This is a genomic window from bacterium (assembly GCA_022616075.1).
Classification (GTDB): domain Bacteria; phylum Acidobacteriota; class HRBIN11; order JAKEFK01; family JAKEFK01; genus JAKEFK01.
In genome coordinates this window covers 1-14,156 of sequence record JAKEFK010000052.1, presented here as the reverse complement: position 1 = coordinate 14,156, position 14,156 = coordinate 1, and the positions used below count along the sequence as shown (strand labels likewise).

Below are 14,156 nucleotides of genomic sequence, written 5' to 3'. Positions count from 1 at the left end.
AGAGATGCGATGAAACAGTTCGAGAAACATTTTTACAACGTCGTCTGTCACATGGAGTTGCTGGAAATAGAGAAAGGCCGCCATTAATGCGTATCGGGTAAACTCATGATGGTCTCGCATTTCGGTAGCCGTCTCGTTCTTTGTCGGTTCTCCGGAGGAAGTTCGATCCGTTGATCCCGGAATCTATCGTAAGCTGCTTCAAGAAGCCCCTCTTCTGTTGGAGCTTCAAATGCTGCCTCAGATTCAAGCCACTCCTGAAGCCGATCACGGTCTGCATCTGTTGTAAAGCGAAATCCCGAGTATTTTCTTATCGCAGAAATGTGGAAGTCTTTCGTTCCACCTTCATATGGGTAATCTTGAGAGTGATCAAATAGTAAACCTAACTGAAATGAAACGTATGTTCTTATTCCTTCCGGAACACTGCTCGGGTGTTCTGGAAATACCCCAAATAAAGAAGTGCTTTCAGCAGAACAGCGACATTGAAACGGTTCGATTCCGTTTTGAATTGCTTTATGAATGTTAGCTCTGCTTCGTCTAAGCTAAAGAATTCATGAAGTTCCTGCTGGGAATAGGCTTCCCTAAATGCCGGAAATCCCCTTTCATCCGAAGGCCTCCTCTCTGTCTTTCGGCGTCCGGCTGGTCAGACAATTACTTTGCAGAATCAGTCAGTACTTCACATAGTCGATTGCCGTATTGTGATCGTCTTCAAAGGCGCCGATGTAATTTGCAGTTGTTTTTACGTCTGAATGTCCTAGCATTTTCTGGATCAGTAGCAAATTCGCTCCGTTATCGCAGGCATTTACGTGCGCATGTTCTCCGCAAATCGTGGGGGCTCAAAATGTTTTCCCCTTTTTCCGGAGCGATACTGGACTTAAAACCGTAGTGTGCAAATGAGTTTTCCAACCACTGTTGCATCAATCGGATTACTTTTTCCTTGCGCGCGGAGAGATATGAAAAGCCAGCCACTTCCTTCACCGAGTTTTCCGCCACGAACCCTTAGCCAATCCGTTATCGTCGCGGCGAGTTCCGGATGAATTTTTAACGCCGACTCTTGTTTCCTTTTCCTTTCAACAAGAGCCAGGAGGCACCATGATCAAGTTTGAAATTGCTCAAAGAAATTACCGACAACTCTTCCCTTCGAAGGCCAAGAAAGAGCATTGTATCGATAATCGCCAGATCCCTTTTTCCTTTTATAGTGGTCGAATCGACTGCCGCACGGAGTTGTCTAACCTCATCTGGTGAAAGTCTTCGCCCCACCGGTTTAATGTCACGTTTTAATTTCAATCGATAAATGGAGATTCCAAGAAAACTCCTGACTGCGGGAATCCTTTGCGCGATCGTATTAACGCTATCGCCCACCCGCTCCCGCGAGGCTTTAAAACCGGAAAGAACACTTCCATCCACAAGGCGCAGAATTGCCGCAGGTCCTTTGTACCGCCAAAGCCGCTCGCGTGCCAACTCGAACGAGGAAGCAAAGGGCCTCCACTCTTCTTGATATTCTTGAGGCAGTATTTTGCCCTTGCTTTTATCCAGGTATTGAAGAAAGAGACTGATTGCAGTTTGATACGCACGCGCGGTGTGACGGCTCCGTGACGCGGCACCTTCAAGTGTAGCCTTGACAACTTCTTCAAGTGGTCTTTGCAGGGCGACTTCTTCCGATACAGCGGAGAAATCAGCAAGATTTGAAAGCGCCAGAGTTTTTGTTGTCAACTCCGACCATCCTGAGAATTCTTCATCTTGATAACAGACATTATCACTCATGATCGACCCGGTCAACAATATGCAGCGGTGGAGGATACACAATATACCAGATATGCCTGTCGTGGCCAAGAACTAGGCTGTTGGTGAATCTGCCCGTTAAACTTTCGAATTTGCCTTTCCAATTAAAACTTTTAAGATGCATTTCCAGATGCGATCTTGGCCGGGTCGAACATTATCCTTTTAACAGGAATGCTTGGATTTTAGAAACCAGCTGAAGATTTTCAGTACGCATTCGGACCGCGAGGCGGACGTATGAATCTTCCAGTCCGTGAAGGGAATTCAGCGTTCGGATCAAAGTGTGACGCTTTTCCAGCCATAATGCTAAATCGCCACCGGATGAAGAATGAAGCTTTATCAAAAGAAAGTTGGCGACAGAAGAGAAAACGGTTAATCCGATGCTGCGAAGAGCAGTAACAAATTCTTCGCGGGCGGCAGCATTCGCTATGCGTGATTGTTCTTCGTATTCGATTTCCTGAAGTGCCAAACGGCCTGCTTGCAATGCAATTGTGCTGACCGGCCAAGGGTCCAGTTGCATTGCCATTGATGCAGCTAAATCTGGTGAACAGACAGCATATCCAATTCGCAGCGCGGGCATGGCATAAAACTTTGTTAGCGAGCGGAACACAATTAAGTTCGATTTTGATCCTGCAAACGAGACCAGACTTGCCTCAGGAACGTAATCGACAAAAGCCTCATCCAGCACGACCAAAACACTGTTGCGTTCTGCTGAATCAATCAACCGCATCAGTTGCTGCGGTGGATAAAGAATTCCCGATGGATTGTGTGGTGAATTTAAAATAACCAGATCAAACTGACGATGCTCAATCGTTTGAATCAATGCTGCAAATTCAGGCATGAAGCCTGACTGTTCTGAAAGAGCCAATGAGGTAATATTCGCTTTCACCGCGCAGCATGCGCGAGAGTATTCTGCGAACGCAGGTTCCAGAATCAAAACTCGTGAAGGGCGAAACGTTTGCAATACTGCAAAAATCAAAGCAGAAACGCCGTTCGCAACAACGATTTGATCCCTTGCTATATTGTGTTTCCTTGCGACGGCACATATAAAATCATGTGAGTCAGGGTAAATATTGAGATGAGTGGCGGTTTGTTCCTGGCTAAAAAGCCGTAGCACACCTTGAGGTGGTCCAAGCGGATTGATGTTTGCGCTGAAATCAATGATTCGCGCGGGGTCGATTTTCAAGCGACGCGCAACTTCAAAGACTCTTCCTCCATGAATCGGATTCGAACTTGAGTTCATAAGTACGAAATCAAAATGCAAATCGTGAGACTGATTGCAAACATCCAGCTTGAAACGCAAACGGTGAGACGCAGGCCGTTTCGTAACGCACGATTGTCCAGCGGGTTTTGGTCAACCCCAAGAAATGGACCTTGATGTGGTTCGCCGTCGTAGTAATTTGTTCCACCGAGCCGCACGCCCAGAGCGCCGGCCATGGCCGCTTCCGGATACCCAGCATTCACGCTTGCATGTTTTGATCCGTCATGCCACATCACTTTGAATGCACCGCGCCAATTCAATCTCAATGTCCATGCAGCCAAAATGATCAGCATGCCTGTCAAACGGGATGGGATAAAACAAGTCAAATCATCGAATCGGGCAGCACATTTTCCGAAAAATTCATATCGCTGATTGCGATGGCCGATCATTGAATCGAGAGTATTGATCGCTTTATATGCCAGTGCTGCCGGAATGCCACCGATTGCAAGATACAACATTGGAGCGATTATTCCATCCGACGCACTTTCCGCCAATGTTTCTATGGATGCTCTTGCGATTTCTTGTTCATCCAGATTCTCTGTGTCACGTCCCACAATACGCGCAACCTGTTTGCGCGCCGAAATCAAATCTCCACGGGAAAGTAAACGGGACACGGCGAGTGTTTCATCCAACAGTGAACGACTTGCCAATGTCATGACCGCAAGATACGGCAAAACGATGATCGCGATCGTTTGATTCCATTGTTTTATCAGCAAAATAATGAACCAGCTGCCTCCGGCAAATAAGCCGATTACAAAAAGTGTAAGAGTCAGGCCGCAGGAAAACTCCAGAAGAGAACTGCGAGAAATTTTTCGTAGAGCCTTTTCGCCAGCTTCAATCACTTTGCCCATCCAGCGCACGGGATGTGGAAGCCAGGCAGGATCACCGATCAGCCAATCCAGTGTGTAGGCTAGAGTAAACAGCAATGGCGGCATAGAATTGTTACCACTTCCCTGCGGAGGCCGTATCAAATATGAAGCGATTGAAATGGCAATCCGCAAGCATGCCGTCCGGAGGAAAATATTTTTGCGCTGCAAGCATCCGTTCCAGATAATCATAAACGGCGGTTACATGTTGCGGAGTATTGATGGAATGCAACCATATTGATTGTCCTCCAAATAGAATCAAAATGACGTTCGCCAACGAACAAGGGCCAAGGCAACCACTAATCGATAAATGAATGCGCAATCGGATTCCGCGCTCTTTCCACTGCTGCTTAAATTCTGCGAGCGGGAGTTCCGGCATTCCCCGGTCCGTATTGCCGCAGCAACATCCCAAACAAACCAGAAGTTGTCCTTCCAATACACGGATCTCCTTCACCTGTTGATCTTTTCGCAATACATCGACAAAGCGATTCGGAATTCCTTCCGGCAACTTCCTTTCCGACATTAGTATTCGATTCCCTTCTGAGCTTTGATCCCTTTTGGATACGGATGTTTGATGATTTTCATCTCCGTCGCTAGATCGGCCAGTTCGATTAATTCCTCTTTCGCACCCCGACCGGTCACAATGACGTGTAAGTCCTCGCGCTTGTTTCTTAATGTTTCGAGAACTTCATCCACCGGTAGGTATTCGAATTTGAGAATGATGTTCAGTTCATCCAAAAGGATCAATTGGTATTTCGGATCGTCGACCATTTTTTGAGCTTGCTGCCATGCTCTTCTGGCAACCTCCATATCCCGCTGGCGATTCTGTGTTTCCCACGTATAACCTTCGCCCAATGTAAAAAAATCAAGGCGCCCTGAAAGTTCTGCTGCAAACAATGCTTCGCCCGTTTGTATGGCACCTTTTGTGAATTGAACGACTCCAACGTTCATGCCATGTCCGAGCGCGCGAAAAATCATTCCCAGCGCGGCGCTCGTTTTTCCTTTGCCGGGTCCGGTGTGAACGATGATCAGGCCTTTTTCTTTCGTCGCAGAGGCTTTGCGAACATCGTACGATGCTTTCCTGCGACGCATAATTTCATCATGTCGCTCATTATCTCGAGGCAAATTTGATTCCTTATTTTCAGGATCCATCAGCCGATTCCTCCTTTGAATAACTCAAGTCATTCCCACTGAATGACGATGTCGCAGCAAAAGATACAGAAAGAAAGGCGCGCCAAGAACACCAGTAATAATTCCCAATCGAATTTCTTCCGGCGAGTAAATCGTTCTGGCTATGATGTCGGTGAAAACTAAAAACACAGCGCCTGTCAGCGCGCTGGCCGGAAGTAAATAGCGATGTCTTGGACCCAGGATCAACCGCGCAGTATGTGGCACGATCAATCCAACGAACCCAATCATTCCACTGACTGCGACTGCACCACCGGTTAAGAGAGCGGATGTTGTCAGAATGATCCGTTTCACTTTTTCGACATCGGTGCCGACGGCCTGAGCTGCTTCTTCTCCTAACAGCAATACATCAAGCTCGCGTAAATAAAGAAGCGAGATGGATCCGGCCAGAACAATGCAAGGGAGAGCGAGCCAGACATGTTGCCACGTACGGCTGTCCAATCCGCCCATCAACCAGAACAAAATCTCTTGTGCGATTTCCCAGCGAACCCATTGAACGCTGATCACAAACGATGTGATCGCAGCAATCAATGCATTGAGTGCCACTCCAGTTAACAGCAAGGTTGCAACCGGAGTGCGTCCGCGGCGTGTGGCAATTGTGTACACGATCAGAAGAGAGCACAATGCGCCGATGAATGACATCACCGGAAGGTAATAAAGTGATCGCATTGCTAAGCCGCTTGACAACGCAAGAACGGCTCCCAGTGCCCCGCCCGAGCTCGTGCCGATAATATCCGGTGATGCGAGCGCGTTCCGAAACACCGCCTGCATTTGAGTTCCGGCAATCGCCAATGCAATTCCAACAAGCGCCGCAACAATTACGCGCGGTGTTCGAATCAACCAGATAATCGCCTGCTCGGCAGAACTGATCCCCGTTAAATCAATCCACCCTTCCGGCAGCAAATGGAAACCCAACACTCTTGCGACAACTTCCACCGGTACCGGTGAACTTCCAATTGCAATTCCTGCAAGAACGGCAACAAACAAAAGTAGAATAACGATAATTCCGTAGAGCGTAGCCCTTCGGGATAATGGCAGCGCTGATTCCATTACTGGCGATCGAATATTCAGTCTGCTCGTTTCAGTTTGAATAAAGTTCATACGCTAAATCTTCGGCTCCATCGACGACAAATTGAGAAACTGTAAGATAGTGACGGTTATCGATTAAGATGATGCGTTCAGGATCTCCCTTTGTAATTACCCGAATCATTGGATCGGCCATCATTAACTTGCGGTTCATTTGGAAATCATTTCTATTTGCGCCAACGACTATGTAATCCGGACGCCATTCGGCAATTTTTTCAGAACTGATTTTTGCGAAACCTTTAATCCCTTTCTCCGCACTCACATTGACCGCGCCGGCTATTGTCACCATATCGTTAAACGTTGTACCAGAGCCTCCGGTATAGCCGGTCTGATCGTAAGACATGACACGCAAGGGAATTTTATTTTTTGGAATCAGAGCAGAAATGTCATTGAGCCTTTTTTCCATCTGTTTCACCAGTTTTTGCGCTTCTGCATCATATCCAGTTGCATATCCGACGGTGCGAATATTTGATTTGATATCTTCGAAGGAATCGAAGTTTGCAAATCGAAACACAGGTGCTTTCGATGCTTGTAACAATTCAATTGTTTCTGCGCGGCTGTAACTGGCAACCAGAATCAGATCAGGATTGAACTTCAAAATTTGTTCCGGCCCCTGAGTGGTTCTGCCTGGAATTTGACGCGCCCTTTCAACGACATTGCTATAGTTGGGATCTTCCGCAAGACTACTCAGCGCAACGATTCTTTCCGTTGGACAAATCGTGAGTAAAATTTCATCCGTTGCCAGAGTTTGTGAAACAATCCGTTTCGGTTGCGCAGGAATCTTCAGCGAAAAACCCTTCGCATCCCGAAGCACCCTGGGGAAGGGCGCACTTCTGGATGGTTCAGGTATGACCGTTACAGAGTCCCCTGCTGACCAGGCCTGAAACAATTCAATCGTACAGACCGCGATTGAAACGAACGCAACGATCACAATTGCATATCCTGCAAAGCCTCTGAATTTAAAACTCATACGTCCTCGAACCTGAGTGTTAGTTCATGTGCAACGGATAAATGATCAAGCCGTTTGTTTCCCAGTCGTTCCAAACACGAGCCCGCACCGAAAAGTACTGAAAGATATTTTTTTCTGTAATGACCTGCGCCGGCGAGCCCTGCACCGCTATCTTTTTATCCGATAGCAACAGGATACGATCGCAAAATCGTCCTGCCAGCGAAAGATCATGGATCGCGGCTAATGCTGATTTACCGGAAGCGGTAAAATCTTTGACCAGATGCAATGCTTCCAGCTGATGAGCGAGATCGAGATTTGCGGTCGGCTCATCCAGTAGCATGATTTGTGTTTCTTGCGCGATTGCGCGGGCAATATGAACGCGTTGTCTTTCACCTCCGGAAAGTTCCGTGATCAATCGGTCGGAGAAAATATCGGTGGATGTCACGCGCATCGCGCGAGCGATCGCATCTTTGTCCGCTTTGCTTTCCGGACTGAACCGTCCCAAATAGGGAGTGCGTCCCATGGCAACGATTTCCCGAGCCGTAAACGCAAAATCGATCCTGGTATCTTGTTGAACCATCGTCGCTCGCCTTGCTATTTGCTTTCTGTTCATCGATAGAAGCGGCTCATTACAGAGCAGAATGTTTCCAGAAGCGGGAAGCAGCCCGAGCAATAAACGCAGCAGCGTAGTCTTTCCGCTGCCGTTCGCTCCGATAAGTCCCACAAATTCTCCTTCATGAAGTGTTAACGACACTTCCTCCAGCACGCGATGATCATCGAAAGAGAATGAAACATCGTTGGCTGTTAACAATGCGGTCATATTTCACCCCGCCTAGAATGGAATGCTTGCGCCTGCAATAAATGTTGTTCCCGGGATCCGAAAACCGCTCTCGTAATAGTGATTGTCGAAAATATTTTCGACTTTTCCGTATACGCGCAAGCTAAAATTGTCATGGAAAGACAAGGTGTACACTGCGCCTAAGTCCGCCTTGACCGGTCCATCAAAGCGATACGCGCGTCCTGAAAACGGGAAGAAGTAACTGCTGTATGCAAATAAATCGAAAATCACATCCAGGTTTTTAGTGACTTCCTGCGTCGCATAGAGCGTAAAGATGTGACGCGGTTGTACGAAGGTGCGCAAAAATCCGGGAACCGCTGTTGCAAATCTTGCCTCCGCGTTTGTGAACGTATATGAGGTCCCCAGAACTAAACTTTTGAACGGCTTAATATTTGCAGCAAGTTCGACTCCCCGCGCAAGGCCGCCACCCGTATTTCGATATCCAATCGAACGTCCGAACGGATCTGTCGTTGGATCGATCGCACCGCTGGAATCAAACACGATCACTTCTTGAAGTCGCGTGTAAAAATACGTAGCACTGAACTGGATCCGGTCCTCAGACAGAAATTGATCGATCCCAACATCAGCGGCGATGGAGCGCTCCGGTTGCAACCGCGGATCCCCGAAGGGAGAAAACACGCCATTAGAAAATGAAGTGCCAAGGCGTTCAAAGGCGGAGGGTGCACGATAGCCATTCCCTACATGACTGCGAAGTTTTGTTCCTGCGTCATGGAAGAAATACGAAAAGGAAGCATCACCTGTGTAAGCAGTCTTCGGTGATTCAAAATCCTGTCCTTCGTATATAGAAGATCCACCGAAGAAAACAGGATCAGACAAATTGAACGATTGAACCCGGAATGCAAGTAACGCTTGAAAACGCTTGTCAAGAGCTTCGAATTGATCTTGCAGAAAGAATGCGCTGCTGGTTTGTTTGATTTCTGCGCCTGAATTCAGACGTGCGGGAATATCAGGATTTTCATCCCTGCTGCTGTTGATATACTTTTCGCGTTCAAATTCATACCCGGCGGTCAGCAAATTATGCTCGCCTAGTTGCAAATCCGCTTTGAATCCGAAAGTATCGAGCCGCCCATTAAAATCACTTGAATTAGGAAACAACGGTTCGAAACGCGCACCTTCCGGTCCATCGCTGAATCTTCTGTTTGTGTTGATCCGCTGATAGAAAGCTTGATAACCGAACGCATCGTTTACTCGTTGATGGAATGAAAATGCCGCAGCAATAAAACTGGAATCGCGCTGGTTATCCGGATCGCGCAGGTTCGGAATAAAATTCGCATCACCAAGAACAATTGGTTCTCCCGCCTCAAATCTTCTTTGTTGATCCAGCGGAAGTGGAACTGCATCGACTTCGCTTCCTCTAGGAGGAAGAACAACTCCTGGCGCTGCAAATGGACTATCTGTTTGTTGCAAATAGGCATCATTTCCGAAAAGGCGCCCCGAAAGCGAAATGTTTGATGAAAAATTGTATTGCACGAAAGCTTGTCCGCTGTAATTATCCGTAGAGATATCACCATCAACCCCACCGTCAATCTTCAAGGCAGCAAATCCACCGCTGTAGATAAGACGATTGTCATCCAAACCGCCGGAAAACTGCGCGCGGCTGCGGAAAATTCCCAGATCTCCTCCCTCGGCTAGAATTTGTCCATGTGCCGGACCGCCGCCTTGATCGGAAAGAATGTTGATAACGCCGCCGATCGCATTCGTTCCATATAATGACGAACCGGAACCACGGACAATTTCAATCCGGTCGGTATTCACAACGAACAATTCTTCTAGGAAAGCTGTTGCGTCCCCTTGAGTTGAAGCGGCATCGCGGAAACGGAAGCCATCAATCAAAATTGCTGTATCGGAATCGCGCAGGCCGCGCGTTTGAATCCGTGCAAATGATCCTGGACTTCCAAGCTGTTGGATCCGCAGTCCGGGAACGGTTCGCAAAGATTCGACGATCGATAATTCGTTACGCTGTTCCATTTCTTCCGCTGTTACCGTGGAGGTTGCTTTGGAAACCTCATCAACCGTTTGAGGCGTTCCGGACGCAGTAACCTGAATATTCTCTTTCGGTCCATGAACTGTCAGAACCAGATCTGCGTTCGCACTGGAATCTTTCTCTACGTGGGCCGATTGCGATGTTGTCTCAAAACCATTCGCAGATACTTCAATAATGTAATCGCCTGCAAGAATCCGTTGAAAGCGGTATTCGCCCTGAGGGTTTGTGACGGTTGTCGATCGGATCTGATTGCTTCGCGAATACAATATTACCGCCGCGCCTTCAACAGGCTCGCCTTCGGAATTTGTAACTTTGCCTTGTATGGAGGTTTGTGTTTGAGCGAATAGCTCATTGTTGTCCGCTCCCATAGATAAGAGAGCGGCAAAAAACAGAATTGTGAATGTGATTTTCATCCTATCCTCTTTCCCATCGAAAGATCGTAATGAGCACTGAAAGCCGGTCTCCTGACTTGCAGCTTTCATCATTGGCAGCGAGTGCCAACGATTTCCCAACTTCGCGCCTTCCCATCCGTCGGTGGCGGACAGTGGCAATTTGCGAGGTCAGTCACTGTTACAGTTGCGTGGGCAATGACGGAATCTCACCGCGCTTCCCGTAGCTTTCAATGCAAGTTTGTTTTAAGCCGTAACCTCAACTGTTTGATTTACGGCAGCTTGAATTGGAGCGAACGATTCTGGCATCGGTTCTCCTAAAAATTTGTTCTTCATTTCGTACCACAGGCTGAGTCGTTCCCATTGTGGTTCTTTCAAAACTTTCATCTCATCCGATAATTTCGGATTCGGTAGAAATACGGTGATCATTTGCTGAGCGAAACCATTCCACATGCGCAATCCGTAAGTACTTCCACCGATGCATCGATTTTTCTTCGATTCAAACAAAGCCATCATTGAAACCTGTCTCTTCTCTCTCAATTCTTCAGACGGGGTTCCTTTATGTGTGCCGATACACAGATGGAAATGCCAGTAACCTAAATTGACTGTAAGATAGCCATCCAGATATGACATCTTCGGCAGTTGTTCAAAGCGGATTTCAAAAACGGAGCCTTCAATGCACGGCCCTACAATGATGTCGCGCCAGTGTTCTTCAAAAAGAAACCGCGAGATCGAACGCATCGTCTCTTCATCCGGCGTTATGTACGAATACTCGGTCACGGTACCATCGAGTTCTTCGACAACTTCCTGTGCACCGGTAGTGAACCTATATTTGGCAGTCATAATTTTTCTCCTTGATTGATCGAACTTAATTTGTTGACTCCTTCTACCAACTTTTCCACGGCATCAGCAACATGATGTGAAACGGTCAAAACATTCCGTGCCTCAAGCTCAATGATCCGTTTTTCCCGGATGGCTTTTAAGCTTGCAAGCTGAGCATCATTTTCAAGCATGTTACGAAATCCACGGTCACGTTCATAACCGCTGGCGATCAGGATGCAATCAGGATCCATTTGAGTGATCTGTTCCGCTGCAATTTTGACGTGTCCTGTGACTCCGGCTTCAGTAGCAGCGTTTTTTAAGCCTGCAGCACTCAGTATTTCGTGGATTGTTGTATTTGTGCCGGCCGTAAAATTGCCGGAAGCTAGATACAGGACTCTGAGTCCCCGGTTTTCGGAATTCAGCCGCCCTCTTGTCTCCTTTAACTTTTTGCGCATTCTCTGAATGACCTGATCCGCTCGCGCTTCCTCGCCGACACTCCTTCCGATAAAACGGATATTTCCTTCGATGTCAGAAAAATTCTCGAAGGTTGTTGTAATCAGGACCGGAACTTTTGTTTGCCCTAACAATGCTTGTAGATTCATTTTTGTGTACCGCGCGGCAATCACAAGATCGGGCTGCAAGGAAATAATTTGTTCGGCGTTTCGTTCCACAAATACATTGATTCTGCTGGCCGTTTCGAATGCGTAACTGGCTTCTTTGAATTGTGAATATTTTGAAAGGCCTGCAATTCTTTTCTCATCCACCAGTTCGCACAGAATTTCGTCGTTACTCGGGGTGAGTGAGATAATCCTCTGTGGTTTGTGCGGAATTGTGATCGTATTACCACCAGCTGTTTCCAACGTTAACGGAAAAGCATCATTGCTTGAGCTTTGTTTGTCCCTTTTTGCATATGGATTTTGTTGACAAGAGGAAAGCCACAACAGAGAAATGATCAAAAGTTGCAGGCATCGGAAAGGCATCGACCTTTTTCTCATACGAAGAGTCCTTGTCCTGCCTTTACCCATTCTTCGATCACTGGCCCCCAGTGTTTCGGCGGCAGATCGGAAATGTGTTTGTAGGTTGCATTCAAATTCTGCGCAAGCGAGCGAGTTTGATGAAAGCGGACCGGGCCCGTTTCCATATCGATGCAAAGAGCCAGGATTCCCATCTTTCGAAGTTGTATTGCTTCCGATATTGCAATCTCGAATGCTTGCGACTCGGGAAACGTCGCACGTCCATCAGTGACTAAAACAAGAAACGGACGCACGCGTTCTCCTTTTCGTGCTTGCCTTTCAATCACCCTACGGGTTTGTTTCAATCCTTCAGCGAGAGGCGTGCGTCCGCCCGCAGGAAGTTGCGCTAGCCGCCGGTACGCGAAAACGGCACTTCGGGTTGGAGGTAAAATCTCCTCGGCTCTTTCTCCGCGAAACGCAAGCATCGAAACAACATTCCGTTTTTGATACGACTGTTCCAATAGAGAACAAATGGCGCCCTTCGCAGATTGCATCCGCTGCTGCGCGGCCATCGACCCGGATGCATCCACCACAAACAAAATCAGATTGCGCGTACGGATCTTGCGCTGTTTGTGGCGCCAATGTTCCGGCCGGATCACAAGACGGATTGAATCCTCAGGATTTCGCGAACACAATTCGATTGCGGCTGCACGAATCGTCGCTTCTATCGCTGGATCGAGCTTTTCTTTGGCTCGAGGCAAAACCGCTCGCACAAATTGACCTCTACCACTGGCGGCACCGAATGTTCCTTTTCCAAAAACAAGAGCTCTTTGATCCTGATAAAACCGGTAGGGAATCATCTTCGAAGCATCGAAACCATCACCGATCGAAAACAGTTGTTCTTTGTCATTGGAAAATACCATTTGCGGAGTCTTCGGTTCTTCGTTATTTGATTCATCTTGCTGAAAATGTTGCACTGTAACCGGTAACTGTTTTGATTCCTGTTCCTGTGCCTGTTTAGGATTTCGCTGTGGATCATTCTCGCTTTGGCTCGATGGCGGTGTTTGTGGATTTCCTGAAGAATTTCTATTCTGTCCTCCACTGCGGCGACGATGCAGCAATGCTAAACTGAGCGCTTCCTTGACATCATCTTCATTCACCTGGGAGCGTCCATCAAATGCAGCAATTGCTCTAGCTGTCTTATAAGCAACGATGTCTGCGCGAAGACCGTCGGCGTGCGCAACGCTGCAAGCTTCCACAATGGCTTCAAGATGTTCATCTGCCACATTCACATGGTTCAACGTTTGCATCGCATGAAGAATCCGATTCGACAGGGTCTTTTCTTCTTGCTGCCATTGTTTTGAATAAGCAATCGGATCCGAATCAAACGCAATCCTTCTGCGGATTACTTCTTTACGTAAATCCGGTTCAAAGTAACCGATTACGGAAACTGATAAACCAAAACGGTCCAGTAACTGCGGGCGCAACTCTCCTTCTTCCGGGTTCATCGTTCCGACCAAAATGACGCGCGCTTCATGCGTGATGGAAACGCCTTCACGCTCAACACAATTGATCCCCATCGCCACCGCATCCAGCAGAACATCGACCAGATGATCGGGAAGCAAATTCACTTCGTCTACATACAAAACACCGCGATTCGCTTGGGCAAGCAATCCTGGTTCGAAATGTTTTACGCCGGTGTGCAACACATGCTCCACATCCAGTGTTCCAAGCACACGATCTTCGGTTGCTCCTACCGGAAGATTGACAAATGGAGTAGGAATCAGCTCAATGTTCTCTGTTTGATCCGCTGGAGGTGCTGTGTTGAACGGATCGCCTGCAAGAACTTTGATTTTGGGAAGCAGCGTAGCAATCGCGCGCGCGGCCGTCGATTTTGCAGTTCCCCGAGTTCCGCTGATCAGAACTCCACCGATGGAAGAATCGATTGCGTTGAAAACCAGGGCCCGCTTCATCGGGTCCTGACCGACAATGGCGGAAAAAGGAAAATGAGGAGCGGTCCCGT

At 47.7% G+C, this 14,156-nt stretch carries 12 protein-coding genes and 1 riboswitch; all 12 genes read right to left on the bottom strand.

Annotation, left to right across the window (positions count from 1 at the left end; genetic code table 11):
• Positions 1–1,038: 1,038 nt before the first annotated feature.
• Positions 1,039–1,761, bottom strand: coding sequence for a hypothetical protein (locus L0156_04605; protein MCI0602273.1), 723 nt, complete (start codon positions 1,759–1,761; stop codon positions 1,039–1,041).
• Positions 1,762–1,933: 172 nt separating this feature from the next.
• Positions 1,934–3,019, bottom strand: a complete 1,086-nt coding sequence (locus L0156_04600; protein ID MCI0602272.1) for a pyridoxal phosphate-dependent class II aminotransferase — start codon at positions 3,017–3,019, stop codon at positions 1,934–1,936.
• Positions 3,016–3,972 carry an adenosylcobinamide-phosphate synthase CbiB gene (cbiB, locus tag L0156_04595; protein MCI0602271.1) on the bottom strand — a complete coding sequence of 319 codons (957 nt, stop codon included), beginning with the start codon at positions 3,970–3,972 and terminating at the stop codon, positions 3,016–3,018. The genes L0156_04600 and cbiB overlap by 4 nt, the downstream gene beginning before the upstream one ends.
• A 7-nt stretch (positions 3,973–3,979) precedes the next feature.
• On the bottom strand, positions 3,980–4,426 hold the full coding sequence (locus tag L0156_04590) for a (2Fe-2S) ferredoxin domain-containing protein (GenBank protein ID MCI0602270.1): 447 nt from the start codon (positions 4,424–4,426) through the stop codon (positions 3,980–3,982).
• Positions 4,426–5,055 (bottom strand): cob(I)yrinic acid a,c-diamide adenosyltransferase, encoded by a 630-nt coding sequence (gene cobO, locus L0156_04585; protein ID MCI0602269.1) that lies wholly within the window; start codon positions 5,053–5,055, stop codon positions 4,426–4,428. Before cobO ends, L0156_04590 begins: the two co-directional genes overlap by 1 nt.
• 24 nt (positions 5,056–5,079) lie before the next feature.
• The gene (locus L0156_04580) at positions 5,080–6,192 is read right to left on the bottom strand and encodes an iron chelate uptake ABC transporter family permease subunit (GenBank protein ID MCI0602268.1); all 1,113 of its coding nucleotides are present in this window, start codon (positions 6,190–6,192) and stop codon (positions 5,080–5,082) included.
• Positions 6,173–7,147 (bottom strand): ABC transporter substrate-binding protein, encoded by a 975-nt coding sequence (locus tag L0156_04575; protein MCI0602267.1) that lies wholly within the window; start codon positions 7,145–7,147, stop codon positions 6,173–6,175. The genes L0156_04580 and L0156_04575 overlap by 20 nt, the downstream gene beginning before the upstream one ends.
• 19 nt (positions 7,148–7,166) lie before the next feature.
• Positions 7,167–7,946, bottom strand: a complete 780-nt coding sequence (locus tag L0156_04570) for an ABC transporter ATP-binding protein (protein ID MCI0602266.1) — start codon at positions 7,944–7,946, stop codon at positions 7,167–7,169.
• Between the two features lie 12 nt (positions 7,947–7,958).
• Positions 7,959–10,382, bottom strand: a complete 2,424-nt coding sequence (locus L0156_04565) for a TonB-dependent receptor (GenBank protein MCI0602265.1) — start codon at positions 10,380–10,382, stop codon at positions 7,959–7,961.
• Between the two features lie 23 nt (positions 10,383–10,405).
• Positions 10,406–10,605, bottom strand: a riboswitch (cobalamin riboswitch).
• The gene (locus L0156_04560; protein ID MCI0602264.1) at positions 10,605–11,201 is read right to left on the bottom strand and encodes a hypothetical protein; all 597 of its coding nucleotides are present in this window, start codon (positions 11,199–11,201) and stop codon (positions 10,605–10,607) included. Its footprint overlaps the riboswitch before it by 1 nt.
• The gene (locus tag L0156_04555; protein ID MCI0602263.1) at positions 11,198–12,175 is read right to left on the bottom strand and encodes an ABC transporter substrate-binding protein; all 978 of its coding nucleotides are present in this window, start codon (positions 12,173–12,175) and stop codon (positions 11,198–11,200) included. Before L0156_04555 ends, L0156_04560 begins: the two co-directional genes overlap by 4 nt.
• Positions 12,172–14,156: magnesium chelatase subunit D family protein (locus L0156_04550; protein ID MCI0602262.1), on the bottom strand; the 1,985-nt coding region annotated here is incomplete at its 5' end. The genes L0156_04555 and L0156_04550, both read right to left, overlap by 4 nt.